This window comes from Pseudomonas sp. BSw22131 (assembly GCF_026810445.1).
GTDB classification, from domain to species: Bacteria; Pseudomonadota; Gammaproteobacteria; order Pseudomonadales; family Pseudomonadaceae; genus Aquipseudomonas; species Aquipseudomonas huanghezhanensis.
The window spans coordinates 5,279,541-5,305,107 of the sequence record NZ_CP113949.1 but is presented as its reverse complement, the minus strand read 5'-3'; the positions used below and the strand labels follow the sequence as shown (position 1 = coordinate 5,305,107).

General features: G+C 59.3%; 22 protein-coding genes. 12 read left to right on the top strand and 10 right to left on the bottom strand.

Going from position 1 to position 25,567, the window contains the following annotated elements:
* Positions 1-86 precede the first annotated feature (86 nt).
* Positions 87-533: a response regulator gene (locus tag OYW20_RS23985; protein ID WP_268798343.1), complete on the top strand. Its 447-nt coding sequence runs from the start codon at positions 87-89 to the stop codon at positions 531-533.
* A 199-nt stretch (positions 534-732) separates the two neighbouring features.
* Here the strand turns inward: OYW20_RS23985 and OYW20_RS23980 are convergent, their stop codons facing one another.
* Positions 733-2,910, bottom strand: coding sequence for a malate synthase G (locus OYW20_RS23980; RefSeq protein WP_268798342.1), 2,178 nt, complete (start codon positions 2,908-2,910; stop codon positions 733-735).
* 445 nt (positions 2,911-3,355) lie between these two features.
* Here OYW20_RS23980 and OYW20_RS23975 point away from each other — a divergent pair, with 445 nt between their 5' ends.
* Positions 3,356-3,874: a glycine cleavage system protein R gene (locus tag OYW20_RS23975; protein ID WP_268798341.1), complete on the top strand. Its 519-nt coding sequence runs from the start codon at positions 3,356-3,358 to the stop codon at positions 3,872-3,874.
* 113 nt (positions 3,875-3,987) lie between these two features.
* On the opposite strand, the gene rarD is transcribed toward OYW20_RS23975, so the two are convergent.
* The 5 genes from rarD to OYW20_RS23950 all read right to left on the bottom strand — a co-directional run bounded on the left by rarD (position 3,988) and on the right by OYW20_RS23950 (position 9,707).
* On the bottom strand, positions 3,988-4,878 hold the full coding sequence (rarD, locus tag OYW20_RS23970; protein ID WP_268798340.1) for an EamA family transporter RarD: 891 nt from the start codon (positions 4,876-4,878) through the stop codon (positions 3,988-3,990).
* 44 nt (positions 4,879-4,922) lie between these two features.
* On the bottom strand, positions 4,923-5,897 hold the full coding sequence (locus OYW20_RS23965) for a serine/threonine protein kinase (RefSeq protein WP_268798339.1): 975 nt from the start codon (positions 5,895-5,897) through the stop codon (positions 4,923-4,925).
* Between the two features lie 181 nt (positions 5,898-6,078).
* Positions 6,079-7,992, bottom strand: a complete 1,914-nt coding sequence (locus tag OYW20_RS23960; protein ID WP_268798338.1) for a PhoX family protein — start codon at positions 7,990-7,992, stop codon at positions 6,079-6,081.
* 104 nt (positions 7,993-8,096) lie between these two features.
* Complete coding sequence (locus OYW20_RS23955; RefSeq protein ID WP_268798337.1) at positions 8,097-8,861, bottom strand: TOBE domain-containing protein; 765 nt, start codon at positions 8,859-8,861, stop codon at positions 8,097-8,099.
* A gap of 111 nt (positions 8,862-8,972) precedes the next feature.
* On the bottom strand, positions 8,973-9,707 hold the full coding sequence (locus tag OYW20_RS23950) for a ComF family protein (RefSeq protein ID WP_268798336.1): 735 nt from the start codon (positions 9,705-9,707) through the stop codon (positions 8,973-8,975).
* A gap of 109 nt (positions 9,708-9,816) precedes the next feature.
* Between OYW20_RS23950 and bioB the strand changes: the two genes are divergently transcribed.
* The 10 genes from bioB (at position 9,817) to OYW20_RS23900 (ending at position 21,379) form a co-directional block, all read left to right on the top strand.
* Positions 9,817-10,872 (top strand): biotin synthase BioB, encoded by a 1,056-nt coding sequence (bioB, locus tag OYW20_RS23945; protein ID WP_268798335.1) that lies wholly within the window; start codon positions 9,817-9,819, stop codon positions 10,870-10,872.
* Between the two features lie 183 nt (positions 10,873-11,055).
* A complete protein-coding gene (gene bioF / locus OYW20_RS23940; RefSeq protein WP_268798334.1) occupies positions 11,056-12,246 on the top strand; it encodes an 8-amino-7-oxononanoate synthase in 1,191 nt (396 codons plus the stop codon).
* Positions 12,239-12,970: an alpha/beta fold hydrolase gene (locus OYW20_RS23935; RefSeq protein WP_268798333.1), complete on the top strand. Its 732-nt coding sequence runs from the start codon at positions 12,239-12,241 to the stop codon at positions 12,968-12,970. The genes bioF and OYW20_RS23935 overlap by 8 nt, the downstream gene beginning before the upstream one ends.
* The gene (gene bioC / locus OYW20_RS23930; RefSeq protein WP_268798332.1) at positions 12,963-13,814 is read left to right on the top strand and encodes a malonyl-ACP O-methyltransferase BioC; all 852 of its coding nucleotides are present in this window, start codon (positions 12,963-12,965) and stop codon (positions 13,812-13,814) included. The genes OYW20_RS23935 and bioC overlap by 8 nt, the downstream gene beginning before the upstream one ends.
* Positions 13,815-13,886: 72 nt before the next feature.
* Positions 13,887-14,567: a dethiobiotin synthase gene (bioD, locus tag OYW20_RS23925; protein WP_268798331.1), complete on the top strand. Its 681-nt coding sequence runs from the start codon at positions 13,887-13,889 to the stop codon at positions 14,565-14,567.
* Between the two features lie 269 nt (positions 14,568-14,836).
* The gene (locus tag OYW20_RS23920; protein WP_268798330.1) at positions 14,837-15,133 is read left to right on the top strand and encodes a pyrroloquinoline quinone biosynthesis protein PqqE; all 297 of its coding nucleotides are present in this window, start codon (positions 14,837-14,839) and stop codon (positions 15,131-15,133) included.
* Positions 15,134-15,485: 352 nt separating this feature from the next.
* Complete coding sequence (locus tag OYW20_RS23915; RefSeq protein ID WP_268798329.1) at positions 15,486-17,291, top strand: phenylacyl-CoA dehydrogenase; 1,806 nt, start codon at positions 15,486-15,488, stop codon at positions 17,289-17,291.
* A gap of 190 nt (positions 17,292-17,481) precedes the next feature.
* Positions 17,482-18,777, top strand: a complete 1,296-nt coding sequence (locus OYW20_RS23910; RefSeq protein WP_268798328.1) for a GGDEF domain-containing protein — start codon at positions 17,482-17,484, stop codon at positions 18,775-18,777.
* A gap of 223 nt (positions 18,778-19,000) precedes the next feature.
* Positions 19,001-20,779, top strand: a complete 1,779-nt coding sequence (locus OYW20_RS23905) for an acyl-CoA dehydrogenase C-terminal domain-containing protein (protein WP_268798327.1) — start codon at positions 19,001-19,003, stop codon at positions 20,777-20,779.
* 438 nt (positions 20,780-21,217) lie between these two features.
* The gene (locus tag OYW20_RS23900; RefSeq protein ID WP_020290879.1) at positions 21,218-21,379 is read left to right on the top strand and encodes a YqaE/Pmp3 family membrane protein; all 162 of its coding nucleotides are present in this window, start codon (positions 21,218-21,220) and stop codon (positions 21,377-21,379) included.
* Between the two features lie 81 nt (positions 21,380-21,460).
* On the opposite strand, the gene OYW20_RS23895 is transcribed toward OYW20_RS23900, so the two are convergent.
* Genes OYW20_RS23895 through pqqC form a run of 4 tightly spaced genes read right to left on the bottom strand, consistent with a single transcriptional unit; the run spans position 21,461 to position 25,448 of the window.
* Positions 21,461-23,281 carry a S9 family peptidase gene (locus OYW20_RS23895; protein WP_268798326.1) on the bottom strand — a complete coding sequence of 607 codons (1,821 nt, stop codon included), beginning with the start codon at positions 23,279-23,281 and terminating at the stop codon, positions 21,461-21,463.
* The gene (pqqE, locus tag OYW20_RS23890) at positions 23,247-24,449 is read right to left on the bottom strand and encodes a pyrroloquinoline quinone biosynthesis protein PqqE (protein ID WP_408005436.1); all 1,203 of its coding nucleotides are present in this window, start codon (positions 24,447-24,449) and stop codon (positions 23,247-23,249) included. Before pqqE ends, OYW20_RS23895 begins: the two co-directional genes overlap by 35 nt.
* Positions 24,421-24,696 (bottom strand): pyrroloquinoline quinone biosynthesis peptide chaperone PqqD, encoded by a 276-nt coding sequence (pqqD, locus tag OYW20_RS23885; RefSeq protein WP_268798325.1) that lies wholly within the window; start codon positions 24,694-24,696, stop codon positions 24,421-24,423. The genes pqqE and pqqD overlap by 29 nt, the downstream gene beginning before the upstream one ends.
* On the bottom strand, positions 24,693-25,448 hold the full coding sequence (pqqC, locus tag OYW20_RS23880) for a pyrroloquinoline-quinone synthase PqqC (protein ID WP_268798324.1): 756 nt from the start codon (positions 25,446-25,448) through the stop codon (positions 24,693-24,695). Before pqqC ends, pqqD begins: the two co-directional genes overlap by 4 nt.
* Positions 25,449-25,567 lie beyond the last annotated feature (119 nt).

Genomic DNA, 25,567 nt, shown 5'->3' with positions numbered 1-25,567 from the left:
ATATCATGCAAGGCATGAAGCCATGAAGTGTGCAGCAGGTTCATTCCTATCCGCTGTCAGAATTAAGTCGACGGGAAGAGACGGGTATGTTCGATCACGACATTTTGAGTGATGAAGAGCGCGAAGCCCTCAACGAGGTGATGCTGGCGCCATCCTCACAATCGCCGCAACGGGTGTTGATTGTTGACGACGACAAAGATGCAAGGGAGCTGCTCGCGGAGATCCTCAGTCTCAATGACATCTTTTGCATCACCGCTGCTGGCGGCAACAGTGCGATGCATTTACTGGAAACCCTTCCATCCATTGCATTGGTGATTACCGATCTGCGGATGGCGCCGTGCGACGGCCTGGACCTGATCCGGCAGGTGCGCGATTCAGACCGTGCAGCGCTGCCGATCATCATCGTTTCGGGCGATGCAAACGTGCGTGATGCGATTGATGCGATGCATTTGAGCGTCGTGGATTTCCTCCTCAAGCCGATCAACACCAAGCAGTTGTTGCGGCTGGTGAAGCGTGAGTTGGGCGTGGAGTGAACGACCTGGGTTGAATCTTGTTGAGTCTTGTAGGAGCGCGCTTGCCCGCGATATGGGTGTGCCAGACGTCATCGATATCAAATGACACACCGCAATCGCGGGCAAGCGCGCTCCAGCAGTTGAACCCCAAATAAAAAGGCGGCGTGTCCTGAGACACGCCGCCTTTTTCATTTCGCGCAGATTTGCCGTTCGGCGCGGCTTACAGCCCGTTTTTCGCCTTGTACTCACGGCGGCGACGATGCAGCACTGGCTCGGTGTAGCCGTTTGGCTGTCGGGTGCCTTCGATCACCAGCTCCACCGCCGCCTGAAAGGCGATGTTGCTGTCGAAGTCCGGTGCCAGAGGGCGGTACAGCGCGTCGCCTTCGTTTTGACGATCCACCACTGGCGCCATGCGCTTGAGGCTTTCCATCACTTGCTGCTCGCTGACCACTCCATGACGCAGCCAGTTGGCGATGTGCTGACTGGAAATGCGCAGCGTTGCGCGGTCTTCCATCAGGCCGATATCGTTGATGTCAGGCACCTTCGAGCAACCGACGCCCTGATCGATCCAGCGCACTACATAACCCAGAATGCCCTGGGCGTTGTTGTCGAGTTCGTTCTGGATTTCTTCCGGCGTCCAGTCAGTGTTCGGCGCCAACGGAATGGTGAGGATGTCATCGACCGACGCTGCCGTGCGCTGAGCCAGTTCGGCCTGGCGGGCAAACACATCGACCTTGTGATAGTGCAACGCGTGCAAGGCAGCCGCTGTCGGCGAAGGAACCCATGCGGTGTTCGCCCCGGCCAGCGGGTGCGCGATTTTCTGTTCCAGCATTGCTGCCATCAGATCGGGCATGGCCCACATGCCCTTGCCGATCTGCGCACGACCTTGCAGACCGCATTTGAGGCCGATGTCGACGTTGGAGTTCTCGTACGCGCCGATCCATTTCTCGGCCTTCATCTGCGCTTTGCGCACCACCGGGCCGGCTTCCATGGACGTATGGATTTCGTCGCCCGTGCGATCCAGGAAACCCGTGTTGATGAACACCACGCGCTCGCTCGCTGCCTGGATGCATGCCTTGAGGTTGACCGTGGTGCGACGCTCCTCGTCCATGATTCCGACTTTCAGCGTGTTGCGCGGCAAACGCAGGACGTCTTCGATGCGCCCGAACAACTCGTTGGTGAACGCTGCTTCTTCGGGGCCGTGCATTTTGGGTTTGACGATGTATACCGAACCGGTCCGGCTGTTGGTGCGCGTGCTGCTGCCGTTGAGGTTGTGGATAGCGCCCAGGCTGGTCATCAGGCCGTCGAGAATGCCTTCGGGTATTTCGTTGCCTTGGTTGTCGAGGATCGCGTCGATGGTCATCAGGTGGCCGACGTTGCGTACGAACAATAACGAGCGACCGTGCAGCGTCACTGCTTCACCGGTGGGCGAGGTGTATACGCGGTCGGCGTTCATGATGCGGGTGAACGTGGTGCCGCCCTTGGCGACTTCTTCCGACAGATCGCCCTTCATCAGGCCCAGCCAGTTGCGGTACACCAAGACTTTGTCGTCAGCATCGACGGCAGCGATGGAGTCCTCGCAGTCCATGATGGTGGTCAGGGCCGCTTCCATCAGCACGTCTTTCACGCCTGCTGCATCGGTCTGGCCGACCGGGCTTGTGGCGTCTATCTGGATTTCGAAATGCAGGCCGTTGTGCTTGAGCAGAATCGACGTCGGTGCTGCGGCGTCGCCCTGGAAGCCGATCAGTTGAGCGTCGTCTTTCAAGCCCGAGTTGCTGCCGCCCTTGAGCGTGACGACCAGTTTGCCGTCCACCAGTTTGTAGGCCGTGGAGTCAACGTGGGAGCCGACGAACAGGGGCGCGGCTTCGTTGAGGAAGGCGCGGGCGAAGGCGATCACTTTGTCGCCGCGAACCTTGTTATAGCCTTTGCCTTTCTCGGCGCCGTCGGCTTCGCTGATCGCATCGGTGCCGTACAGCGCGTCATACAGCGAACCCCAGCGCGCGTTCGAGGCGTTGAGTGCGAATCTGGCGTTCATCACCGGCACAACGAGTTGCGGGCCTGCCATGCGGGCGATTTCTTCATCGACGTTTTGCGTCGTGATGTGGAAGTCTGCCGCTTCTGGCAGCAGATAGCCGATGTCTTGCAGGAAGGATTTGTAGGCGCTGGCGTCATGGGCTTTGCCTGCGTTGGACTGATGCCAGGCGTCGATTTTTGCCTGGAAGTCATCACGTTTGGCGAGCAGGGCTTTGTTCTTGGGCGCCAGTTCGTGAATGAGTGCATCGGCACCCGCCCAGAACGCAGTGGCATCAAGGCCGGTTCCCGGGAGGGCTTCATTATTCACGAAATCCAGCAGGGCTCTGGCGACCTGAAGGCCACCGACTTGAACGTGTTCAGTCATTGCTTGCCTCACTCTACTCAGCTATCTGCGCTTCAATGGTTGAGCGCTCTTTTATTAAAGCCATCGACGCATCGCTGATCACCTCGCCAGGACATGCCACTGCTGGCGACTGGGCTTCGGGGTTCGCAGCGAGGCCCGGTCAGGCATCGTTTTTAACGTCAGGTTCGAGCTATGTAGTGAACGCGGCGCAATACTACATGATCACTTGTATCGTGAAAATCGAACTGAATATGCCACCGAACGAGCGGAAATTCTCCGGTCGGCCACACTGAAGGTCCGGATGTTCTCAAAGAAAATGCAGATTGTTCCAGAGAATTATTAAAACGGTACACGATCTACGATTTCAGGGCGCGAGAGTGCAGTCGGCTTACTTGCCTATACTTGCCCGACTGCCCCCTACCCCGTGTCAGCCAGACTGCTGAAAAGCAAAGAAGAGGAATGAACTGTGGATCATCTCGTCGTTACCGTTTTTGCCCCGGACAAGCCGGGCCAGGTTGAACAGATCGCTGAGTGCATTGCCCGTCATGGCGGCAACTGGCTTGAGAGCCGCATGACTCACATGGCCGGTCAGTTCGCGGGGATCCTTCGTTTGAGCGTGCCTGCCGAGGCGCACGATGAACTGGTCAACGCGCTGCAGGCATTGTCCAGGGACGGCATCCACACGCAGTTTGCTGAAAGCGGCGTCGAGAGCGCCGCGACATCAACGCCTATCAACATGAAACTGGTGGGCAATGACCGGCCCGGCATCGTGCGTGACATCACCCGTCTGCTGACCCAGCAAGGGGTGAACGTAGAGCGATTGGTCACCGACGTTTCGCCCGCGCCAATGAGCAGCGAAACACTGTTCCATGCCAACGCTTTATTGGGCGTGCCGCTGACGTTGACGCTGGATGTGCTGCAAAAGCACCTTGAGACACTGGCGGATGAACTGATGGTTGAGCTGGTGCTCAAGTCGGAGGAATGAATTCTTGCCCCAACATCTGTAGGCGCGAATTCATTCGCGAGGCGTCATTCCTTTTCAGCGCAAGACGCCTCGCCAACACGTTGGCTCCTACAGGGTGAGTCGGCGCTTTCTGCTCATGGGCGGCGGCGCAGGCTGCGCCAGGCATCGGCGCTGTAGATCACCAGGCCGGCCCAGATAAAACCAAAAGTCACCATCGTGCTTGAGGCCATGTGCTCGCCATACACCAGCACCGCAAGGGTCAGCACCAGGGTGGGTGCGATGTACTGCAAAAAGCCCAATGTGGCGTAGGGCAAATGCCTTGCCGCTGAGTTGAAACACACCAGGGGCACCAGCGTTACAGGCCCGGCCGCTGCCAGCCAGATCGCCTCTTTGGTGGTCCAGAACTCAGTTTGTGCGCTGTGCGCCATCGGGTTGAACAGCAACCATCCCACCGCCAGCGGCACCAGAATCCAAGTCTCAACCACCAGCCCGGGAAGCGCCGCAACCGGTGCCTGCTTGCGGATCAGCCCGTAGAAACCAAAGGTCAACGCCAGCGCCAGCGAAATCCACGGCAGGCTGCCCACTTGCCAGATCTGCTGCCCTACACCGATCAGCGCCAGAATCACCGCCACCCATTGCAGCGGGCGCAAGCGTTCACGCAGCAGCACCATGCCCAGCATCACGTTGATCAGCGGGTTTATGAAATAACCCAGGCTGGCCTCAACCATGTGGTTGCTGTTCACCGCCCACACGTAAATCAGCCAGTTGGCCGCGATCAGCGAGCCACTCAGTGCAAGAATCGCAAAGCGCCGAGGGTGATCGTACAGCTCCTGCCACCAGCCAGGGTGTTTCCACACCAGCAGCAACAGCGCCAGGCCGAAAATTGCCGACCAGATGGCCCGGTTGACGATGATTTCAAGCGCCGGAACGCTGGCAAGGACTTTGAAATAGAGGGGAAACAGGCCCCAGATGATGTAGGCACTGAGGCCAAGAATGTACCCGCGACGCGGGTTGGCAGCTTGCATGCAAAGTCCTGTGGCAAGTTTTTGTTATAGCGACTCAACGAAAATCAGAACAACTTCAACGGCTCTTCATTGAGCGCTGAAAGCTGCTCGCGCAACGCCAGCACTTGATCGCCCCAGTAACGTTCAGTGCCAAACCAGGAAAAGCTGTGAGGGAACGCAGGGTCGTCCCAGCGTCGCGCAAGCCAGGCGCTGTAATGCATCAAACGCAACGCGCGCAACGGCTCGATCAGCGCCAGCTCCCGCGGATTGAAATCGTGGAACTCGTTGTAACCGTCCATCAGTTCCGACAGTTGGCTCAGGCACTCGTGACGATCGCCCGCCAGCATCATCCAGATGTCCTGCACCGCCGGACCCATCCGGCAGTCGTCCAGATCGACAATATGGAAGATGTCGTCGCGGGTCATCATGTTGCCGGGGTGGCAGTCCCCATGGACACGGATGTTCTGGTGGGACGTGGCGGCATAGACATCTTCCACCCGTTTGAGCAGATCGCGGGCGACGGACTCGTAGGCGGGCAGCAGGCTGCGGGGGATACAGTTGTTTTCCAGCAGATACGCCAGTGAGTCGTGACCGAAGTTCTTCACGCCCAGTGCTTCGCGGTGCTCGAACGGTTTAGTGGCGCCAACGGCGTGAATGCGCCCCAGCAACTGGCCCAGGCGATAGAGCTGATCAAGGTTGCCCGGCTCCGGCGCCCGTCCGCCACGACGAGGGAAGAGCGTAAAGCGAAAACCGGCGTGCTCGAAGAGTGTCGAGCCGTTATGCGTCATGGGCGCGACCACAGGAATGTCGACGCCTGCGAGTTCGGCGGTGAAGCTGTGTTCTTCAAGAATGGCTTCGGTGGTCCAGCGCTGCGGCCGGTAAAACTTGGCGATCAGCGGCTGATCGTCTTCGATCCCCACCTGATAGACGCGATTCTCATAGCTGTTGAGCGCAAGGATGCGGGCGTCACTGACAAAGCCGATGCTCTCGACAGCATCCAGCACGAGGTCAGGGGTGAGTGTTGCAAACGGGTGGGCCATGCTTACTCCTGCGCGCAGCAGGCTGCCGCGTCGGGCCTGTCATGTTAACTCAGGCGTGTAAACCTGACACAGCGCGTTACACCCATCGCGAGCAAGCTCCCTCCCACCGAGACGGCGTTATCCCGAAAGGATGCACGACCGCATCCAAAGTGGGAGGGAGCTTGCTCGCGATGAGGACCGGTCAGGCGCCGACGATTCCGCCGTCGTTGCGGGTTATCACCATCACCGATGAACGCGGCTTGCCATCAGGCAGGTGCTCAGGGAACGTCGAGCCGCCGTTTTCACCGGGATGCTGAATCCCGACGAACAGCGCTTTCTGGTCCGGCGCGAAGCTGATGCCCGTCACCTCGCACCCCACAGGGCCCACCATAAAACGACGTATTTCTCCGCTAGCGGGATCGGCACAGAGCATCTGATTGTTGCCCATGCCGGCGAAGTCTCCGCTGTTGGTCGAGTCGCCGTCGGTCAGGATCCACAGTCGACCGCTCTTGTCGAAGCCCAGTCCGTCCGGGCTGTTGAACATGTTCTGCGGGTTGATATTGCTCGAACCACCCTGAGGCTTGCCGCTGTGAACGGCGGGATTACCGGCCACCACAAACAGATCCCAGGTGAAGGTCATGGCCGAGGCATTATCCTCATGCTCGCGCCAGCGCAGAATCTGTCCGTACTGATTCTTCGCCCTCGGATTGGGGCCGCCCACCGGTTGCCCGTCTTCGCCGCGCTTGGCGTTGTTGGTCAAAGTGCAATACACCTGGCCATCCTTGGGGCTGACAACAATCCACTCTGGCCGGTCCATGCGCGTGGCCTTGACCACGCTGGCCGCCATGCGCGCGTGAATCAATACTTCAGCCTGGCTGGCGAAGCCGCTGCTGGCGTCAATCCCGTTTTTGCCGTGGGTCAGTTCGACCCATGTGCCCTGACCTTTAGGGTGATCGGGGTTGCTGTCGCCATTGTCGAACTGCGCGACGTACAGCGTGCCGTGGTCGAGGATATTGCGGTTGGCCTTCGGATTCTGATGATCGATTTTGTCGCGGCTGATGAATTTGTAAATGAATTCCCCGCGCTCGTCGTCGCCCATGTAAACCACCACGCGTCCGCCCTTGGTCTCGGCCAATGCTGCGTTTTCATGCTTGAAACGGCCCAGGGCCGTGCGCTTGACCGGCGTTGACTTAGGATCGAACGGGTCGATCTCCACCACCCAGCCGTGTCGGTTGAACTCGTTGGGGTTTTTGGCGATGTCGAAGCGCGGGTCATGCAGGTGCCAGTTGATTTCTTTACTGGCGGGGACGACGCCATAGCGTTTGGTCGCGGCGTCTATTTTTTGTGCAGGATCGGTGCTGCCGAAGCAGTCAGTGAAGTTCTCTTCGCACGTCAGATAAGTGCCCCAGGGCGTCTTGCCATTGGCGCAGTTCTGGAAGGTGCCGAGCACGTTCTTGCCTGTGGCATCGGCAGCGGTCTTCAGCAAGTCGTCGCCGGCAGCCGGGCCGCTCAGGTGGATCGGTGTGTTGCCATGTACGCGGCGGTTGTATTTGGAGCCCTGCACGAACTTCCACTGGCTACCTTCGCGCTTGACCTCAATCACCGACACGCCTTCGCTGGCCAGCGCCTTGCGCACTTCCTCTGCCGATTGCGGGTCTTTGCCGTGATCGAACAGGTAGCGATAGTTTGTGTATTCGTTGTTGATTGCCATCAGCGCGCGGCTGGCACGGTTAGCGTCGTCACCGGGAAAGGTGAACAGGCTCATGCCATCGTTGTTATCGCCAAACTGCACCTCTTGAGCATCGGCGCTGCCTTTGCCGCTGGGGTCGAACGCCGGACCATCGCTTTGCAGCGGTTGGCCCCAGCTGATCAGCACCGAGGCGCTGTAACCCGGCGGCAGGCTGATGCTGTCTGCGGTGGCGGCGGGGATGCTCGCAAAGCCCAGCAGCTTGCTGTTGGCCGCCTGAACGCTGGCTGCCAGAACGCTGCGGCTGAGCAGGTCGCCCCCCAGAAACATCGCCGCGCCACACAAAGCGCCTGCGCTGATGAAGCTTCGGCGTGTCAGGCCGACCATGTTTTCAAGGTCTGTGGGTTGGTCGTCTTTTAGGAGTTTCATCACGGGCTTCCTGCGGTTTTGGCAGGCACCTTATTCAACGCTGATGACGATTGTGTGTCGGCACGATGACGGCAGTGGTTATCAGCGCGTGTGCTGCGCAGCCATCAAAGTGGCGTACCGATCAGCACATTCGCTGGCGAGAACTGAACCTTCACTGCGCCATGAGCGCTTAAATCCAATGCTTTCAACTGCTCCGGCTCTGCCAGCGCGCACAAGGTCTGACCGCTGGGCAGGACGATTCTGACCTCGCTAGGCCCATCCGGCGCATCAAGCACCTCCTCGATTTGACCCATCAGGCAATTGTTTCCATTTGTTACTTCGTCATCAGGGGCCAGTAATTCCAGCCATCCGGCCTTGATCAGCGCGAACACGTCGGTGCCTACGTCCAGCTCCAGGCGCTCGCTGCTGTCGTGGGTGATTTGCGCCTGGACCGACAGGTCGCCTGCCAGCCGCAAATCGATGAGGTCGTTGCGGCCATGACGGGTCATGCGCTCGACCCGCCCGTGCAGTTGGTTGCGCGCACTGGTGCGCAACATCAGACGGCCGAGCAGCGCCAGATCACTGGACTCCTCGGCGCTGTCGAGCAGTTGAGCCTGCAACGCTTGCAAACGCTGGTAGAGACGCAGCACCCGCTCGCCCTCTGCCGATAGTTTCGCGCCGCCTCCGCCCCGCCCGCCGACGCTGCGCTCCACCAGCGGTTTTTCCGCCAGATTGTTCAGCTCATCTATGGCGTCCCATGCGGCCTTGTAACTCAGGCCTGCACTCTTGGCTGCACGGGTGATCGAGCCCTGTTCGGCGATGTGAGCCAGCAGCGCGATACGTTGCGGACGGCGCACCATGTGCTGGGTGAGGGAGGGCGGTAAAGACATGGAAAGCACCAGTTGAGGATGGGAGCGCACTTGCCTGCGAGCGAGTGCATCAATTTACATCACTCTCGCTGAGTGGGTGCCATCGCGGCTGATTCATGCACACGGGCGGGATCAGTCGCCAGGCTTGGGTGTACGCGCCAGGCAGTACACATCCACGTGTCTTGCGCCGGCCTTGCGCAGCATCCCGGCGAGGACATCGGCGGTGGAGCCCGTGGTCAGCACGTCGTCGACCAGTGCGATGTGTTTGCCCGCCACATTTTGAGGGGTGGGCAACTCGAATGCTCCGAGCAGATTTCGCCTGCGCGCACGCGCATCCAGCCCCTGTTGCGGGGGTGTTTCCTTCACCCGCTTTAGCAGTCGTTCGTCCACGGGCAGTTGCAACCTGGCGCCGAGCCACGCTGCCAGCATGGCCGCCTGGTTATAGCCGCGCTGGCGAAGGCGCTTGCTGGCCATGGGAACTGGCAGCAGGACGTCGGGCCGGGCCAGTCCTTCGTTAAAACGGTATTGCAGAAACTGGGCGAACAGTTCAGCCAGTAATCGGCCCAGCGGCCACTTGCCTTGATGCTTGAAGCGTGTGACCAGCGCGTCGATGGGGAAGTCGTAAAGCCAGACTGCGACAACTTCATCGAAGGCCGCCGGGTTGATCGAGCATTGTGTGCAGGTCTGGTCGGAGGAGGGCATGGGCAGCGCGCATCGCAGGCACTGCGCTCCCAGCCAAGGCAGATCAGCTTCACAGTCTTCGCAGATGGAGCGGCTTGAACCTGTGGACTCGTCACATAACAAACAGGTTTGGTTGTTATTTAACCAGATGTAAACCTGATGCGTGTTGCGTGGTTGACAGCGCATGCCTCTTCCTTAAATATGCCGAACATCCGTGTGGCGCCTGTGGACTTTCAGTTTCAGCCAATCTGCTGAGCCGTCCCGGCACTCGCCAAAAAACACTAAGGAGCCGCCCATGAGCGCCAGCATCAATGCCAATTTGCGTCACGACTGGACTTTATCCGAGGTCAAGGCGCTGTTCACACAGCCCTTCAATGACCTGCTGTTTCAGGCGCAAACCGTGCACCGCGCTCATTTCGACGCCAACCGCGTACAAGTCTCGACCCTGCTGTCTATCAAAACCGGCGCATGCCCGGAAGACTGCAAGTACTGCCCGCAATCGGGTCACTACAACACCGGTCTTGAAAAAGAAAAGCTGATGCAGGTCCAGCAAGTGCTGGAAGAAGCTGCGCGCGCTAAATCCATCGGCTCGACCCGCTTCTGCATGGGCGCGGCCTGGAAACACCCTTCGGCCAAAGACATGCCCTATGTGCTGGAAATGGTCAAAGGCGTGAAAGCCATGGGCCTGGAAACCTGCATGACTCTCGGTCGTCTGGACATGGACCAGACTCAAGCGCTGGCCGATGCCGGGCTCGATTACTACAACCACAACCTCGACACCTCGCCGGATTTCTACACCAGCATCATCACCACGCGCACCTACAGCGAGCGCCTGCAGACACTGGCCTATGTGCGTGATTCGGGCATGAAGATCTGCTCCGGCGGCATTCTGGGCATGGGCGAGTCGCTGGATGACCGCGCCAATCTGTTGATCCAACTGGCCAACCTGCCAGAGCATCCAGAATCGGTGCCAATCAACATGCTGGTGAAAGTGGCCGGAACGCCACTGGAAAACGCTGAAGACATCGACCCGTTCGACTTCATTCGCATGCTGGCCGTTGCGCGCATTTTGATGCCGCAATCCCACGTACGTTTGTCAGCTGGCCGCGAAGCCATGAATGATCAAATGCAGGCGTTGGCGTTCTTCGCTGGCGCTAACTCGATCTTCTATGGCGACAAGCTGCTGACCACCGCCAATCCGCAGTCCGACAAGGACATGCAGCTGTTCTCGCGCTTGGGTATTCAGCCGGAAGCGCGTGAAGAGCATTCGGATGAGGTGCATCAGGCGGCCATCGAGCAGGCGCTGGTCGAGCAGAAAAGCAGCGCGCTGTTTTACGACGCAACGGTCTGAATCTGCGCATTAACTCCGGACCCGGTACACCGCGTTCAGGTGCGCAGAGCAGGGTCGGTGTAGGAGCGCGCTTGCCCGCGATCGCGGTGGGTCATTCGGTGAAGATGTCGTTTGATACGCCCCGTCGTGGGCAAGCGCGCTCCTACAGGGGTTGGATGACTCTCAACAAATATCGAGGCTTGCATGTCCTTTGATCTGAGCGCACGTCTCGCTGCCCGTCACGCCGAACATCTCTACCGCCATCGTCCACTACTGCAAAGCCCTCAAGGGCCTGAGGTGGTGGTGGACGGTCAGCCGTTGTTGGCGTTCTGCAACAACGACTATATGGGTCTGGCCAACCACCCCGACGTAGTTGCCGCCTGGAAAGCCGGCGCCGAGCGCTGGGGCGTGGGCGGCGGCGCGTCGCACCTGGTCATCGGCCACAGCACGCCGCATCACGCACTCGAAGAAGCCTTGGCCGACCTCACGGGCCGCCCGCGCGCACTGCTCTTCTCTAACGGCTACATGGCCAATCTTGGCGCGGTGACAGCGCTGGTAGGGCAGGGCCACACTGTGCTCGAAGACCGGCTGAACCACGCCTCATTGCTTGATGCCGGCTTGCTCAGCGGCGCACGCTTTTCGCGTTATCTGCACAACGATCCCGTCAGCCTCGGTGCCCGGCTGGAGAAAGCGGTCGGCGACACGTTGGTCGTCACCGATGGCGTGTTCAGCATGGACGGCGACATCGCCGACTTGCCCGCGCTGGCTCAGGTTGCGAAAGCAAAAGGTGCCTGGCTGATGGTCGATGACGCCCACGGCTTTGGCCCGCTGGGTGCCAATGGCGCGGGCATCGTCGAGCATTTTGGTTTGAGCCTGGAGGATGTGCCGGTGCTGGTCGGTACGCTGGGCAAATCTTTCGGCACGGCTGGCGCGTTCGTAGCGGGCAGCGAAGAGTTGATCGAAACGCTGATCCAGTTCGCCCGTCCCTACATCTACACCACCAGCCAGCCACCGGCCCTGGCCTGCGCCACGCTCAAGAGCCTTGAGTTGTTGCGTACCGAACATTGGCGCCGCGAGCATCTGACTGCGCTGATCAAGCAGTTCCGAAAAGGCGCGCAGGACCTTGGCCTGCAGTTGATGGACAGCTTCACGCCCATCCAGCCAATCCTCATCGGTGACAGCGGCCGCGCGTTGCGCCTGTCGCAGCTGCTTCGCGAGCGCGGTTTGATGGTCACGGCTATCCGTCCGCCGACGGTGCCTGCTGGCGGCGCCCGATTGCGTGTGACGTTGTCTGCTGCGCACACCCCCGCGCAGGTCCAGCTATTGTTGGATGCATTGGAGCAGTGTTATCCGCTGCTCGGGGCGAGTGAGATGACGGGGCCTGGCCATGCGTGATCGTTTGATTCTGTTGCCGGGCTGGGGCTTGGGGGTTTCGCCGCTTGAGCCTTTGGCCGCAGCGTTGCGCGGGCTGGACGAGCATCTTCATGTCGAAATCGAGCCGCTGCCAGAGCTTGAAACAGACGACCTCAACGAGTGGCTGGACGAACTGGATGCGACGCTCCCCGACAATGTCTGGCTGGGCGGTTGGTCGTTGGGCGGCATGCTCGCGGCAGAACTTGCCGCACGTCGCGGTGATCGCTGCTGTGGCCTTGCGACGTTCGCCAGTAACGTGTGTTTCGTCGCGCGCAGCGAGTGGCCCTCGGCGATGGAGCAAACTGATTTCGATGCCTTCATCGCCGGATGCGCCGCCGATCCAGACGGCACGCTCAAACGCTTCACTCTGTTGTGCGCGCAGGGCTCGGATGATGCGCGTGCACTCGCCCGACAGCTAAAAGCAGGCGCGCCGCACGGGCCTTCAGCCGGCTTGATCGAAAGCCTGAAGCTGCTTGAAACCATGGACACGCGTGCGGCGTTGCAGGCTTATCGCGGGCCGCAACTGCACCTGTTCGGCGGACGCGACGCGCTGGTGCCCGCCGAGGCATCGACCGAGCTGCTGAAACTTTTACCCGATATCGAGGTGGGGCTGATCGAACAGGCTAGCCACGCGTTCATTCTGGAAAACCCCCATGGTGTGGCGGCGGCGATCCAGGCTTTTTTGCATGAGTCCGGTGATGACTGATCTTTCTTACTGCGCAGCCTTGAAGGCCGTGCAGCAGCAAACAGCGCAGCAGGACAATCTTCCTGACAAGCGCCGGGTGGCCGCTTCTTTTTCCAAAGCCGCCACCACTTACGACAGTGTTGCCGCTTTGCAGCGCGCGGTGGGTCATGAACTGCTGGCGCGTGTGCCGATGGCAGCTTCTCGCCCGCTGTGTTGGCTCGATCTGGGCAGTGGAACCGGGTACTTCAGCCGTGAGCTGGCCCAGCTTTTACCTGACAGCGAGGGCGTTGCACTGGACATCGCCGAAGGCATGCTGCGCCACGCCCGACCTTCTGGAGGTGCCGCGCATTTTGTGGCCGCAGATGCCGAGCGCTTGCCGTTACGGGCTGACTGCGTCGACCTGGTGTTTTCCAGCCTGGCGGTGCAATGGTGTTCGGATTTTGGCGCGGTGTTGAGCGAGGCCCGACGTGTGTTGCAGCCGGGTGGCGTGTTCGCTTTCGCCAGCCTTTGTATGGGCACGCTGGTCGAGCTGCGCGACAGTTGGCAGGCGGTCGACGGTCGCGTTCACGTCAATCGTTTTCGTGAGCTGGCTGACTACCAGCGGCTGTGCGATGCGAGTGGTCTGATGGTTCGTGGTTTCGACGTGTTGCCTCATGTGTTGCACTACCCCGATGTGCGCAGCCTGACCCATGAGTTGAAAGCGCTGGGCGCACACAACATTAATCCGGGGCGCCCCGACGGCTTGACCGGACGTGCGCGAATTCAGGCGCTGATTGCAGCGTACGAACAATTTCGCCAGCCCGCCGGCCTGCCAGCGACGTATCAGGTGGTGTATGCGGTGCTGGAAAAGCCTTTGGCAGACTGATAAACGGCGGGTGTTTTGAACGCTATAGTTAACGAGCAACACCCTGCGCCACTTGAACGGACGCGCGTACAGATGAGCCATGCGTATTTCATCGCCGGAACCGATACTGACGTGGGTAAAACCACGATTGCCACGGGCTTGCTCTATGCGGCTCGGCAGTCAGGGCTTAGCACGGCGGCAGGCAAACCTGTGGCGTCGGGCTGTGATGTGAAACCCAAAGGGCTGCGTAATGCCGATGCGGTTGCACTGCGCGCGGAGTGCTCCATTGCGCTGACGTACAGCGAGGTCAATCCTGTTGCCTTCGAACCGGCTATTGCCCCGCACCTGGCTGCGCGCGAGGCGGGCGTGGCGCTGACCGTGCAATCGTTGTTGGCGCCAATGCGTCATATCCTCGACAAAGGCGCTGACTTCACCCTTATCGAAGGGGCGGGTGGCTGGCGCGTGCCTCTGGCCGATCAAGCCAATCTTTCTGATCTGGCGATGGCTTTGGGGCTGGGAGTGATTCTGGTAGTGGGGGTGCGGCTGGGTTGTATCAGTCATGCGCTGTTGAGTGCCGAGGCCATCGCTGCCGACGGTCTGCAATTGGCGGGCTGGGTCGCGAATATCATTGATCCCAAGACGTCGCGGCTGGAGGAAAACCTCGCCACGCTGGCTGAACGTTTGCCAGCGCCTTGCCTGGGTCGAGTGCCCTTCATGAAGAAACCCTCACCTGAGCAGGTGGCCGAGCATCTGCACCTGGAATTGCTCGACTGACGCACTTTTCATCCTTAGGGTCTTTTGCTTGTGTGGCTATCGGCGACAAACGGGGCGGCTTGTAGTGAGGCGTGTGAGCTGACTCACATTCCGGTGTTTTGCAGCTGGAATGTGTCGCGACAGCGCGTATGGTGACTAAGTGCACATTGCGCACCGCTAATGGTTCACTCTATTAGCAGGCCATGTGCCATTATTGTTTTTGACGGGTGTTTGGTGCTGCGGTCTGTTCCAATGGCCGCTGTTCGTTTTATGAACAGAGGATGCTTTCCATGCAGATTTCCATGAATAACACGCTTTATCCGGGTCTGAGCGCCATTCAGGTCGGGCTGGACCGCGTCGATCAGGCAGCCACACAGTTGGCGAGCCCTGCTACGGAAGTGGCGGGTCGTAGCCAGTCTTCGGATTTTCAGCTCGAAAATCTGCGCTCTGTGGACCGCGCCCAGCGGTCGGACATGGCGACCAATGTGGTCGAACTGACGCAAGGCCGTATTCAAGTGCAAGCGGGCGTCAAAGTCGAAAAAGCCAGCGACGAAATGCTCGGCACATTGATTGACACTTACGCCTGACCGCCTCCTTTCGTGCGCTATTGCGCACGGTCACCTCTCGTGCCGTCTTCTGAATTACGCCCCATAAGCTGCCCGAATCGCCGCCTTCATCATGCCGCGGCTGCGGCCACTCCCAACTAAACTAACGTGCGCTGGCTAATGGCATTCTGCGCCGTTGGCCTTTGCTGCGTGCCATTTGCTTGGCCGACGATGAACGGTGCGTTGGGCACGCTTGACAAGGTATAGGCGTAAACGTATGTTTCAAACACCTGTTTGACCCCCGGCGCATCCGGGATTGTCCAATGGCTGACACAGTTCCATCGAGACCGGTCGGTCATCCATCTCCAGGATTCATCAGCAGAGGTTTATCGCTATGCCTGACTACAAGGCCCCCTTGCGTGATATTCGCTTCGTACGTGACGAACTGCTTGGCTACGAAGCGCATTATCAAAGCTTGCCAGCGTGCCACGACGCTACGCCTGACATGGTCGACGCCATTCTTGAGGAAGGCGCCAAGTTTTGTGAGCAGGTATTGGCTCCGCTGAACCGCGTAGGCGATACCGAAGGCTGTACCTGGAGCGAATCCGGCGTCAAAACACCTACCGGCTTCAAAGAAGCCTACAAGCAGTTCGTCGAAGGCGGCTGGCCGAGCCTGGCCCATGACGTCGCCCATGGCGGTCAGGGTCTGCCCGAGTCGCTGGGCCTGGCGGTCAGCGAGATGGTTGGCGAGGCAAACTGGTCGTGGGGCATGTACCCGGGCCTGTCGCATGGCGCTATGAACACCATTTCCGAACACGGTACTCCCGAGCAACAGGATGCCTACCTGACCAAACTGGTTTCCGGCGAATGGACCGGCACCATGTGCCTGACCGAACCTCACTGCGGGACCGACCTGGGCATGTTGCGCACCAAGGCTGAACCTCAGGCTGATGGCTCGTACAAAGTCTCGGGCACCAAGATCTTCATTTCCGCTGGCGAACACGACATGGCCGATAACATCGTCCACATCGTGCTGGCCCGCCTGCCGGATGCACCGGCTGGCACCAAAGGTATTTCGCTGTTCATCGTGCCAAAGTTCGTACCGGACGCATCGGGCAACGTGGGTGACCGCAACGCAGTCAACTGCGGTTCGCTCGAACACAAAATGGGCATCCACGGCAACGCAACGTGCGTGATGAACTTCGACGGTGCCACTGGCTACCTGATCGGCCCGGCGAACAAAGGCCTGAACTGCATGTTCACCTTCATGAACACCGCACGTCTGGGCACTGCGCTGCAAGGTCTGGCCCATGCCGAGATCGGCTTCCAGGGCGGGCTGAAATACGCCCGTGAGCGTCTCCAAATGCGTTCATTGACCGGGCCGAAAGCCCCGGAGAAAGCCGCTGATCCGATCATTGTCCATCCGGACGTACGTCGGATGCTGTTGACCATGAAAGCCTTCGCTGAAGGCACCCGCGCGATGGTTTACTTCACCGCCAAGCAGGTCGACATCGCCAAATACAGCGACGACGCTGAAGCCAAAAAGCAAGCTGACGCTCTGTTGGCGTTCATGACGCCTATCGCTAAAGCGTTTATGACCGAAGTGGGTTTTGAGGCTGCCAACCACGGTGTTCAAATCTACGGTGGCCACGGTTTCATTGCCGAGTGGGGCATGGAGCAGAACGTACGCGACGCCCGTATTGCCATGCTGTACGAAGGCACCACTGGCATTCAGGCACTCGACCTGCTGGGCCGTAAAGTGCTGATGACACAAGGCGAAGCGCTAAAGGGCTTCACCAAGATCGTGCACAAGTTCTGCCAGTCGCAGGAAGGCATCGAAGCGGTCAGCGAATTCGTGACGCCGCTGGCTGCGCTGAACAAAGAGTGGGGCGAGCTGACGATGAAGATCGGCATGGCCGCCATGAAGGATCGCGAGGAAGTCGGCGCCGCTTCGGTGGATTACCTGATGTATTCCGGCTACGTTTGCCTGGCGTATTTCTGGGCTGACATGGCCCGTGTGGCAGCTGAGAAGCTGGCGGCAGGTACCCTCGAAGATGCCTTCTACACGGCCAAATTGCAGACTGCGCGCTTCTACTTCCAGCGCATCCTGCCGCGTACCCGCACCCACGTGGCAACCATGCTGTCAGGGGCTAACAACCTGATGGACATGAACGAGGAGCATTTCGGCCTGGCTTACTAAGCGATCCGACCGGCTCTACAAAAAGCCGCTTCTCCTTGGGGGAAGCGGTTTTTTTGTGCTCCGAAGAAGCATCCAGCTTGGACTGCAGACGCTTGTGTGTTTCTGTCTCTCATCAAATGCGTAATGGCGCCGATACAGGCACAATGCTATGCGCCTCGCCCGGTTTACGTCGGTTAGGAGAAAAACCGTTTTGCGCCGTCCATCCGCCGCACGTGTCAGCCATTTCATGCCGTCTCTGGCGCTGTTGACTGCCGGGCTTGCTGTCGCGTATATGAAAGACCTGAACGTGTTCTTCACCTCCCTGTTCAATGTACTGCCTACGCTGGTTCTACTGCTGGGCGGCGCCTATTGCGGCGTCTACAAACGTCAGCGTGAACTGTTCTTGATGATCACGGTGTACATCGCCTATTTTCTGCTGGACACGCAGACTGATTACTTCCGCGATAATGGAACGGTCCGAGAAGACGCGGCGGTGGTGTTTCATCTCTGCTGCCTGCTATTGCCGATGCTTTTCGGGCTGTTCGCTGTGTGGGAAGAACGCACGCACTTGTTTCAGGACCTGATTGCGCGACTCGCGGTGCTTGCCGCGGTGGGGAGTGTTGCGCTGGGCCTTGAACAGAGCTTCCCTCAAGCGCTGCTGGCCTGGCTGGCCGACATCCGCTGGCCGGCGCTGCACGGCGAGTGGATGAGTCTGATCCAGCTGTCCTATGTTGCTTTCATCATCGTTTTTGCCATCCTCATTACCCAGTACGTGCGTAAGCCACGACCGTTGCATGCGGCGCAGTTGGTCGGTTTGATGGGTGTTTTCTGGGCGCTGCCGAAAACGTTCATCCTGCCTTTCACGCTGAATATCATGTGCAGCCAGGTCATGCTGATGATCGCTGCCGCTGTTGCGCATGAGGCTTATCAAATGGCCTTTCGTGATGAATTGACCGGGCTGCCAGGACGCCGGGCGCTGAACGAGAGGATGCAACGCCTGGGGCGCAATTACGTATTAGCGATGGGCGATGTCGACCATTTCAAGAAATTCAACGACACCTATGGTCATGACGTTGGTGATCAGGTCCTCCGGTTGGTGGCCAGCAAACTCTCGAAAATCACCAGCGGCGGCGGTCGGGCTTATCGGTACGGTGGGGAAGAATTTGCCATCGTCTTTGCAGGGAAAACCCTCGAAGAGTGCATGCCGCATCTGGACGCCGTCCGCGAAGTCATCGCCAACTATCAGATTCACCTGCGTGATCAACAGGCACGCCCGCAAGACGACCTTCAAGGGCGGCAACGGCGCGCTGCTAGCCAGGCATGCGCAGTATCGGTGACAGTGAGCATTGGCGTAGCCGAGCGTCTGCCTGAACACCGTAATCCAGAAGAAGTACTTAAATCTGCGGACCAGGCGCTGTACGCCGCAAAAGGTGCGGGACGTAACTGCGTCATATCTTCGAGCCAGACCAGCAAACGCGGCGCTGTTAGAACGTCCGCCGCCAGCTGAAATCCTCCCGAGTCTGTTTGTCGGCTCACCGCATATCACTGCGTGGGAAGGCGGGTTTATACCCGTCAGTTATATGTGACCATAAACAGATAAACGGTCACTAGCTGACCCTATGTGTCGCAAATGGTGTTCGGGTACACTCGGGTTCATCGACTCATGGACGCTGCGAAGTACAAGCCGCGTCTCTTTTTCCGGGTTACTGCTGCTGTCTGCGAGGTTTGCCATGGCTGACTACAAAGCGCCGTTGCGCGATATGCGCTTCGTTCTGAATGAAGTGTTCGATGTCTCCAAGCTGTGGGCGCAATTGCCCGAGTTGGCTGAGGCTGTCGATGCCGAGACCGTCGAGGCCATTCTCGAAGAGGCGGGCAAGGTCATTGGCAGGGCGGTTGCGCCATTGAGTCGCGCCGCAGACGAAGAAGGGTGTCATTGGCATGACACCGTCGTAACCACCCCCGCAGGGTTTGTTCAGGCCTACAAGACTTACGCAGAAGGTGGCTGGGTTGGCGTCGGTGGCAACCCTGAGTTCGGTGGCATGGGTATGCCCAAGGCCGTGTCGGCTCAGGTTGAGGAGATGGTCAATTCTGCCAGCCTGGCATTTGGGCTCTATCCGATGCTGACATCCGGCGCATGCGTCTCTATTGACGCCCACGCCAGCGAAACCCTCAAGTCGACCTATCTGCCCAATATGTACGCTGGCATCTGGAGCGGCTCGATGTGCCTGACGGAGGCCCATGCAGGTACCGATCTGGGCATGATTCGGACCAAGGCCGAGCCGCAAACAGATGGTTCCTACGCCATCAGCGGCACCAAGATCTTCATTACCGGCGGCGAGCATGACCTGACCGAAAACATCATTCACCTGGTGCTTGCCAAGTTGCCGGACGCGCCCGCAGGGCCTAGAGGCATTTCGCTGTTCCTCGTGCCCAAGTTCATGGTGAAGGACGATGGCAGCCTGGGTGAGCGCAACACGGTGTTCTGTGGCTCTATCGAACACAAGATGGGTATTCAGGCGTCTGCCACCTGTGTGATCAATTTCGACGCGGCAAAAGCGTTTCTGGTGGGCGAGCCCAACAAAGGCTTGGCGGCGATGTTTACGATGATGAACTACGAGCGTCTTGGCGTAGGCATCCAGGGCCTTGCATCGGGTGAGCGTTCTTATCAGAACGCAATCGAATATGCCCGTGACCGCCTGCAAAGTCGTGCCCCGACTGGCGCTCAGTCCAAAGACACCGCTGCTGACCCGATCATCGTCCATCCTGACGTGCGTCGCATGTTGCTGACCATGAAAGCGCTCAATGAAGGCGGCCGTGCGTTTTCCAGCTACGTCGCTATCCAGCTCGATACCGCCAAGTACAGCGAAGATGCAGATGTCAGGCAGCGCGCCGATGCAATGGTCGCGCTGCTGACGCCCATCGCTAAAGCGTTTCTCACCGACATGGGCCTGGACACTACGGTGCATGGGCAGCAGGTTTTCGGTGGCCACGGCTATATCCGTGAATGGGGTCAGGAACAACTGGTGCGCGATGTGCGCATTACGCAAATATACGAGGGCACCAACGGCATTCAGGCGCTGGACCTGATGGGCCGCAAAGTCGTTGCCAACGGCGGCGCGTACTACAAGATTTTCTCCGATGAAGTTCGCCAGTTCATCGCAACCTCCGACAGCGCTCTCGCCGAATTCACCAAGCCATTGAGCGCTGCGCTGACCGAACTCGACGAATTGACTGAGTGGGTGCTGGATCGTTCGCTCGGTAACCCGAATGAAATCGGCGCTGCCTCCGTCGAGTATCTGCAGGTATTCGGATACACAGCCTACGCATACATGTGGGCTATGATGGCGAAAACAGCGTGGGGCAAGGCCGATCAGGACGATTTCTATGCCAGCAAAATTGGCACCGCACGCTTCTATTTCGCGCGTCTACTCCCGCGTATTCAGTCCTTGGGCGCCTCGGTCAAGGCGGGCAGCGAGTCGTTGTACTTATTGCAGGCGTCGCAATTCTGACAGCGCTGACAGGGTGTAAGCATTTGCTTACACGGCGTGCTGCTGTTTGGCCATATCGCTGAAATGGATCCAACGCTAATCTACTTACATGGACGTAGCGCAGGACGCGCAATAGATAACAGGGACACGTAGGGATGCCTGCCAGGATGGTGGGGCGAAAGGGAAGTCAAAGGGAAACAGTCTGTAAAACCCCGCTCCGGCGGGGTTTTCTTTGTGCACGTTTTTTAGCATTTTCGCCAGCAACGCGTGGCGAATGCCGCCCCTTACCTTACTGGGCAGGGACCGGTCCTCCTCGCACCCCAATCTCCTTATCTGTTCAGCTGACTCTGCTCACAGAGCGTAGTGGCGCGTTGCTGCAGGCGTTGAACCCCTGTAAACAGCGACGGTCGATTAGCTGTGTGGCCCAGAAGGGCCGTCTTATGATCAGGAGCGTTACGCATGGACATCATTCGCATCATTTTCGCCATTCTGCTGCCACCGGTGGGTGTCTTCATGCAGGTCGGTTTCGCGGGCGCATTCTGGCTCAACATCCTCCTGACCTTGCTGGGTTACTTCCCCGGGATCATCCACGCGGTCTACATCATCGCGAGCCGCAAGTAATAGTTCCTGCCGCCCATACGCCGCCGAACCGGTGGCGTATGTTGCATCGCGGCCGCGCATTCAGCGTGCGGCCGGCTAACCTCAGCTATCAATCACCTTCCTGTAAAACGCACATTCCGTTTCCAGCGCGTGGATCTGGTTGGCGGCTTTTCGGAAGCCATGACGTTCGTCAGCGTAGAAATATCCTTCAGCCGGTATGCCCTTGTCCTGCAATGCTTTAAGCATGGCGCGCGTCTGTTCGGGCACGACAACGGCGTCGAGTTCGCCCTGAAAGAAAATCACCGGCACGCTGACCTGGTCCGCATGCAGCAATGGCGTGCGAGCCAGATAGCGCTCCATGTCGATGTCCGGATCTCCGATCAGCCAGTCCAGATAATCGGCCTCGAATTTGTGCGTCGCCTTGCCCAGGGCAATGGGGTCGCTCACGCCATAGAGACTCGCGCCCGCACGAAAAACCTTTTGGAAAGCCAGCGCGCAGAGCGTTGTGTAGCCCCCTGCGCTGCCGCCCCGGATGAACGTCTGATCCGGATTGATCAGCCCGCGCTTGCTCAGGTGATCAACTACGGCGCAGGCGTCCTCGACATCCACCACGCCCCAGTTCAGGAACAGTGCTTCCCGATACGCGCGACCGTAGCCGGTACTGCCGCGATAGTTGAGATCAGCGACCGCAAACCCGCGTTGCGTCCAGTACTGAATGCGCGGGTCCAGCACCGGATAGCAGGCCGAGGTCGGACCGCCATGGATGAACACCACCAGCGGCGGCACATCGCTGCCGTCCATCGCCGGGTAAAAGTAGCCGTGCGCTTCGCCGGAGCCGCTTGGATAGCGCAAGGTTTGCGGACGGCTGATGCGTTCGGGCGGCAGCGGCGCAACACCTCCCGCGAGCACTTGAACACGTTTGTCTGCACGACGAATGGCGACTACGGCAGAAGGGCTGATGGCTGACGCTGCGATGCAGTAGATGAATTGATCGTCGATGGCCAGGTTGCGAAAACGGCTGTAATCGCCGCTGAAGTCTTCCACAGCGCCGTCCGCCGAGCGCAGCCCCAACACCCCAAATCCGTCTTCGGACCAACTGGCGAGATACCCCCCTTCGTTCAGCGGCAACCAGCTGCAACCGCCCAATTGCCAAGGCGCCGGAGCATGGTCGGCTTGCGCCGCTGGCAGTGGTTGGAGTCCGTCGGCGGTTTCGATCCACGGCTGCCAGTAACCGCCGCGATCAGTCAGGCAATGCAGTCGGCCCTGTTGGTCAAAGCGCGGCTGCTGGAGCGATTCCGGTTGATCGCCGGCAAGGCAGGTCGCCGCAGACCAGGCACCATCGGTCTGGCGCGTCGCGTGCATCAAGCGCGTCATCGTCCATGGCTGATGTGGGCGCCACCACTCGATCCACGCCAGACGCTGACCGTCAGGGCTAAAAGTGGGCGCAGCATAAAAGTCAGCGCCTTGCGCAAGCAGATGCCGTTTGCCGTCGACGATATCGAGGGCGACCAGCCGATGCGTGTCGTGGTCCTCCTCGACAGCCAGAATCTGCCCACGCGCATAACGGACGTCGCCATAGCGTTTGTCGCCCTTGGTCAGCGCGACAGGTTCACCGTCGAAAGGCTGGAGATAGATGTTTTGGTCGCTGGCATTGACGAACGCCACCGCCTCATCGGTCAGACAAAAAGAGCCACCGCCGTATTCGTACACGCGGCTTTGAACGCTGAAACCAGGCGGCGTCAGGCATTGCACGGCACCGTTTTGCCAGCGCCAGATACGTGATGCTGCGTCCGCGGGGCGGTATTCGTTCCAGAAAAGCCCGGCAGGGCTGAGGTTCAGTTCGGCGAAATCGATCCCTGCCGCCACAGCCTGGGCGGCAGAGAACAGATCAGGATTTGGCGATGAGGCGAGAGTTTCGTTCATTGCGGAAGGCCAGCTGCTCAATAGTCTGGCTAGCATACTCGGCTTCATCGCGGGCTTGGGTGATCAGGCCATGGTGCGGGGATTTGCTGCACACGGGGTCGGCATTGCTCGCATCGCCCGTCAGCATGAACGCCTGGCAACGACACCCGCCGAAGTCCTTTTCCTTTTCATCGCATGAGCGACACGGTTCTGGCATCCAGTCGTAGCCGCGGAAGCGGTTGAAACCGAATGAGTCATACCAGATGTGTTGCATGGTGTGATCGCGCACGTTGGGGAACTGGATAGGCATCTGCCGTGCGCCATGGCAAGGCAGCGCGGTGCCGTCCGGTGTTACGGTCAGGAAGATATTGCCCCAGCCGTTCATGCAGGCTTTCGGGCGCTCTTCGTAATAATCCGGAGTGACGAAAATCAGCTTCACCGGATTGTCATCGATGGCCAGTCGGGCGCGGTATTCGTTGGTAATGCGCTCAGCCCGTACCAGTTGGTCCTTGGTTGGCAACAAGCCTACGCGGTTCAGGTGCGCCCAGCCGTAAAACTGGCACGTGGCAAGCTCCACGAAGTCGGCCTCCAGCGCGAGGCAAAGGTCGATGATGCGGTCTATCTTGTCGATGTTGTGCCTGTGCGTCACGAAATTCAGCACCATGGGATAGCCGTGCTTTTTCACCGCTCGGGCCATTTCCAGCTTCTGTGCAAACGCTTTTTTAGAGCCGGCAAGCATGTTGTTCACTTGCTCGTCGCTGGCCTGAAAACTGATCTGGATGTGGTCCAGGCCGGCCTTCTTGAAATCGATGATTTTCTGTTCAGTCAGGCCGATGCCCGAGGTGATCAGGTTGGTGTAATAGCCCAGTCGGCGTGCCTCGGCGATCAGTTCTGCCAAGTCCTGACGGACCAGCGGCTCGCCGCCGGAAAAACCAATTTGCGCAGCGCCCATTTGCCGCGCTTCGGCCATGACCTTGAACCACTGCTCGGTGGTCAGCTCTTCACCTTGCTTGGCAAAATCCAGCGGGTTGGAGCAATACGGGCACTGCAGCGGGCAGCGGTAGGTCAGCTCGGCGAGTAACCACAGCGGCAGGCCAACTTCTGGCGTGGGCGGAATGCGCAGGCCGGGATCTGTCGCGACATCGCTTTTGACTGACGTATCAGCCGAGTTCGATCCAGTGCTCTGCACGAGCGACCTCCATAAATTGCTCGATATCGGTGCCGAGCTCCGGAACCCCGGGGAATGTCTCATCCAGCGCTGTAATAATTGCTTGAACCGTGCGCTGGCCGTCGATCAGACCTCCGATAGCACTGGCACTCTCGTTGAGCTTGATCATCCCTTCCGGGTACAGCAGGACGTGGCCATTCTGCGCGGGCTCGAACTGAAAGCGATAGCCCTGGCGCCAGCGCGGAACGAGTTGTCGATCAAAGCTCATAGGTCGATACCTTTATGCCAGACGCGCTGGTCAGTAACGCTGTGATAGGGCGGACGATTCAGCTCGTAGGCCATGCTCATGGCGTCGAGCATGCTCCACAGGATGTCCAGCTTGAATTGCAGGATTTCCAGCATGCGCTGCTGGCCATCGTGAGTCGTGTAGTGCTGCAAGGTGATCGCAAGCCCATGCTCGACGTCGCGACGGGCCTGGCCCAGGCGGGTGCGGAAGTATTCGTATCCGGTCGGGTCGATCCACGGATAGTGCGCCGGCCAGCTGTCCAGTCGGGACTGATGGATTTGCGGCGCGAACAACTCGGTCAGCGAACTGCTGGCTGCTTCCTGCCAATTGGCGCGACGGGCGAAGTTCACGTAGGCATCCACCGCAAATCGTACGCCAGGCAGTACCAATTCCTGCGAACGCAGTTGCTCTGGGTCCAGGCCAACGGCTTCCCCCAAACGCAGCCAGGCCTCGATACCACCGTCTTCGCCGGGTGCTCCGTCGTGATCCAGCAGGCGCTGAATCCACTCACGACGGATGTCCCGGTCAGGGCAATTGGCAAGGATCGCCGCGTCTTTCAGCGGGATGTTCACCTGATAATAAAAGCGGTTGGCCACCCAGCCCTGAATCTGTTCGCGGGTCGCCCGGCCCTCGTACATCGCCACATGAAAGGGGTGATAAATGTGGTAATACGCGCCTTTAGCGCGCAAAGCAGCCTCGAATTCAGCCGGGGACAACGCAGCGTGTTCGCTCATTGGACAATCTTCCTTCTGCATGACGCGACAGTGTTGAAGCGAGGCTTGCCGGCGAAGTCCGACACGCGGAGTGTCAGGCAAATCGCAGCGTTGGCTTCGCGGGCAAGCCCCGCTCCAGC

Excerpts from the sequence above, each read along its gene's own strand:
- OYW20_RS23985 (WP_268798343.1), top strand. The coding sequence starts at position 87 with ATGTTCGATCACGACATTTTGAGTGATGAAGAGCGCGAAGCCCTCAAC.
- OYW20_RS23980 (WP_268798342.1), bottom strand. The coding sequence starts at position 2,910 with ATGACTGAACACGTTCAAGTCGGTGGCCTTCAGGTCGCCAGAGCCCTG.
- rarD (WP_268798340.1), bottom strand. The coding sequence starts at position 4,878 with ATGCAAGCTGCCAACCCGCGTCGCGGGTACATTCTTGGCCTCAGTGCC.
- OYW20_RS23965 (WP_268798339.1), bottom strand. The coding sequence starts at position 5,897 with ATGGCCCACCCGTTTGCAACACTCACCCCTGACCTCGTGCTGGATGCT.
- OYW20_RS23960 (WP_268798338.1), bottom strand. The coding sequence starts at position 7,992 with ATGAAACTCCTAAAAGACGACCAACCCACAGACCTTGAAAACATGGTC.
- OYW20_RS23955 (WP_268798337.1), bottom strand. The coding sequence starts at position 8,861 with ATGTCTTTACCGCCCTCCCTCACCCAGCACATGGTGCGCCGTCCGCAA.
- OYW20_RS23950 (WP_268798336.1), bottom strand. The coding sequence starts at position 9,707 with ATGCGCTGTCAACCACGCAACACGCATCAGGTTTACATCTGGTTAAAT.
- bioB (WP_268798335.1), top strand. The coding sequence starts at position 9,817 with ATGAGCGCCAGCATCAATGCCAATTTGCGTCACGACTGGACTTTATCC.
- bioF (WP_268798334.1), top strand. The coding sequence starts at position 11,056 with ATGTCCTTTGATCTGAGCGCACGTCTCGCTGCCCGTCACGCCGAACAT.
- OYW20_RS23935 (WP_268798333.1), top strand. The coding sequence starts at position 12,239 with ATGCGTGATCGTTTGATTCTGTTGCCGGGCTGGGGCTTGGGGGTTTCG.
- bioC (WP_268798332.1), top strand. The coding sequence starts at position 12,963 with ATGACTGATCTTTCTTACTGCGCAGCCTTGAAGGCCGTGCAGCAGCAA.
- bioD (WP_268798331.1), top strand. The coding sequence starts at position 13,887 with ATGAGCCATGCGTATTTCATCGCCGGAACCGATACTGACGTGGGTAAA.
- OYW20_RS23920 (WP_268798330.1), top strand. The coding sequence starts at position 14,837 with ATGCAGATTTCCATGAATAACACGCTTTATCCGGGTCTGAGCGCCATT.
- OYW20_RS23915 (WP_268798329.1), top strand. The coding sequence starts at position 15,486 with ATGCCTGACTACAAGGCCCCCTTGCGTGATATTCGCTTCGTACGTGAC.
- OYW20_RS23905 (WP_268798327.1), top strand. The coding sequence starts at position 19,001 with ATGGCTGACTACAAAGCGCCGTTGCGCGATATGCGCTTCGTTCTGAAT.
- OYW20_RS23900 (WP_020290879.1), top strand. The coding sequence starts at position 21,218 with ATGGACATCATTCGCATCATTTTCGCCATTCTGCTGCCACCGGTGGGT.
- OYW20_RS23895 (WP_268798326.1), bottom strand. The coding sequence starts at position 23,281 with ATGAACGAAACTCTCGCCTCATCGCCAAATCCTGATCTGTTCTCTGCC.
- pqqD (WP_268798325.1), bottom strand. The coding sequence starts at position 24,696 with ATGAGCTTTGATCGACAACTCGTTCCGCGCTGGCGCCAGGGCTATCGC.
- pqqC (WP_268798324.1), bottom strand. The coding sequence starts at position 25,448 with ATGAGCGAACACGCTGCGTTGTCCCCGGCTGAATTCGAGGCTGCTTTG.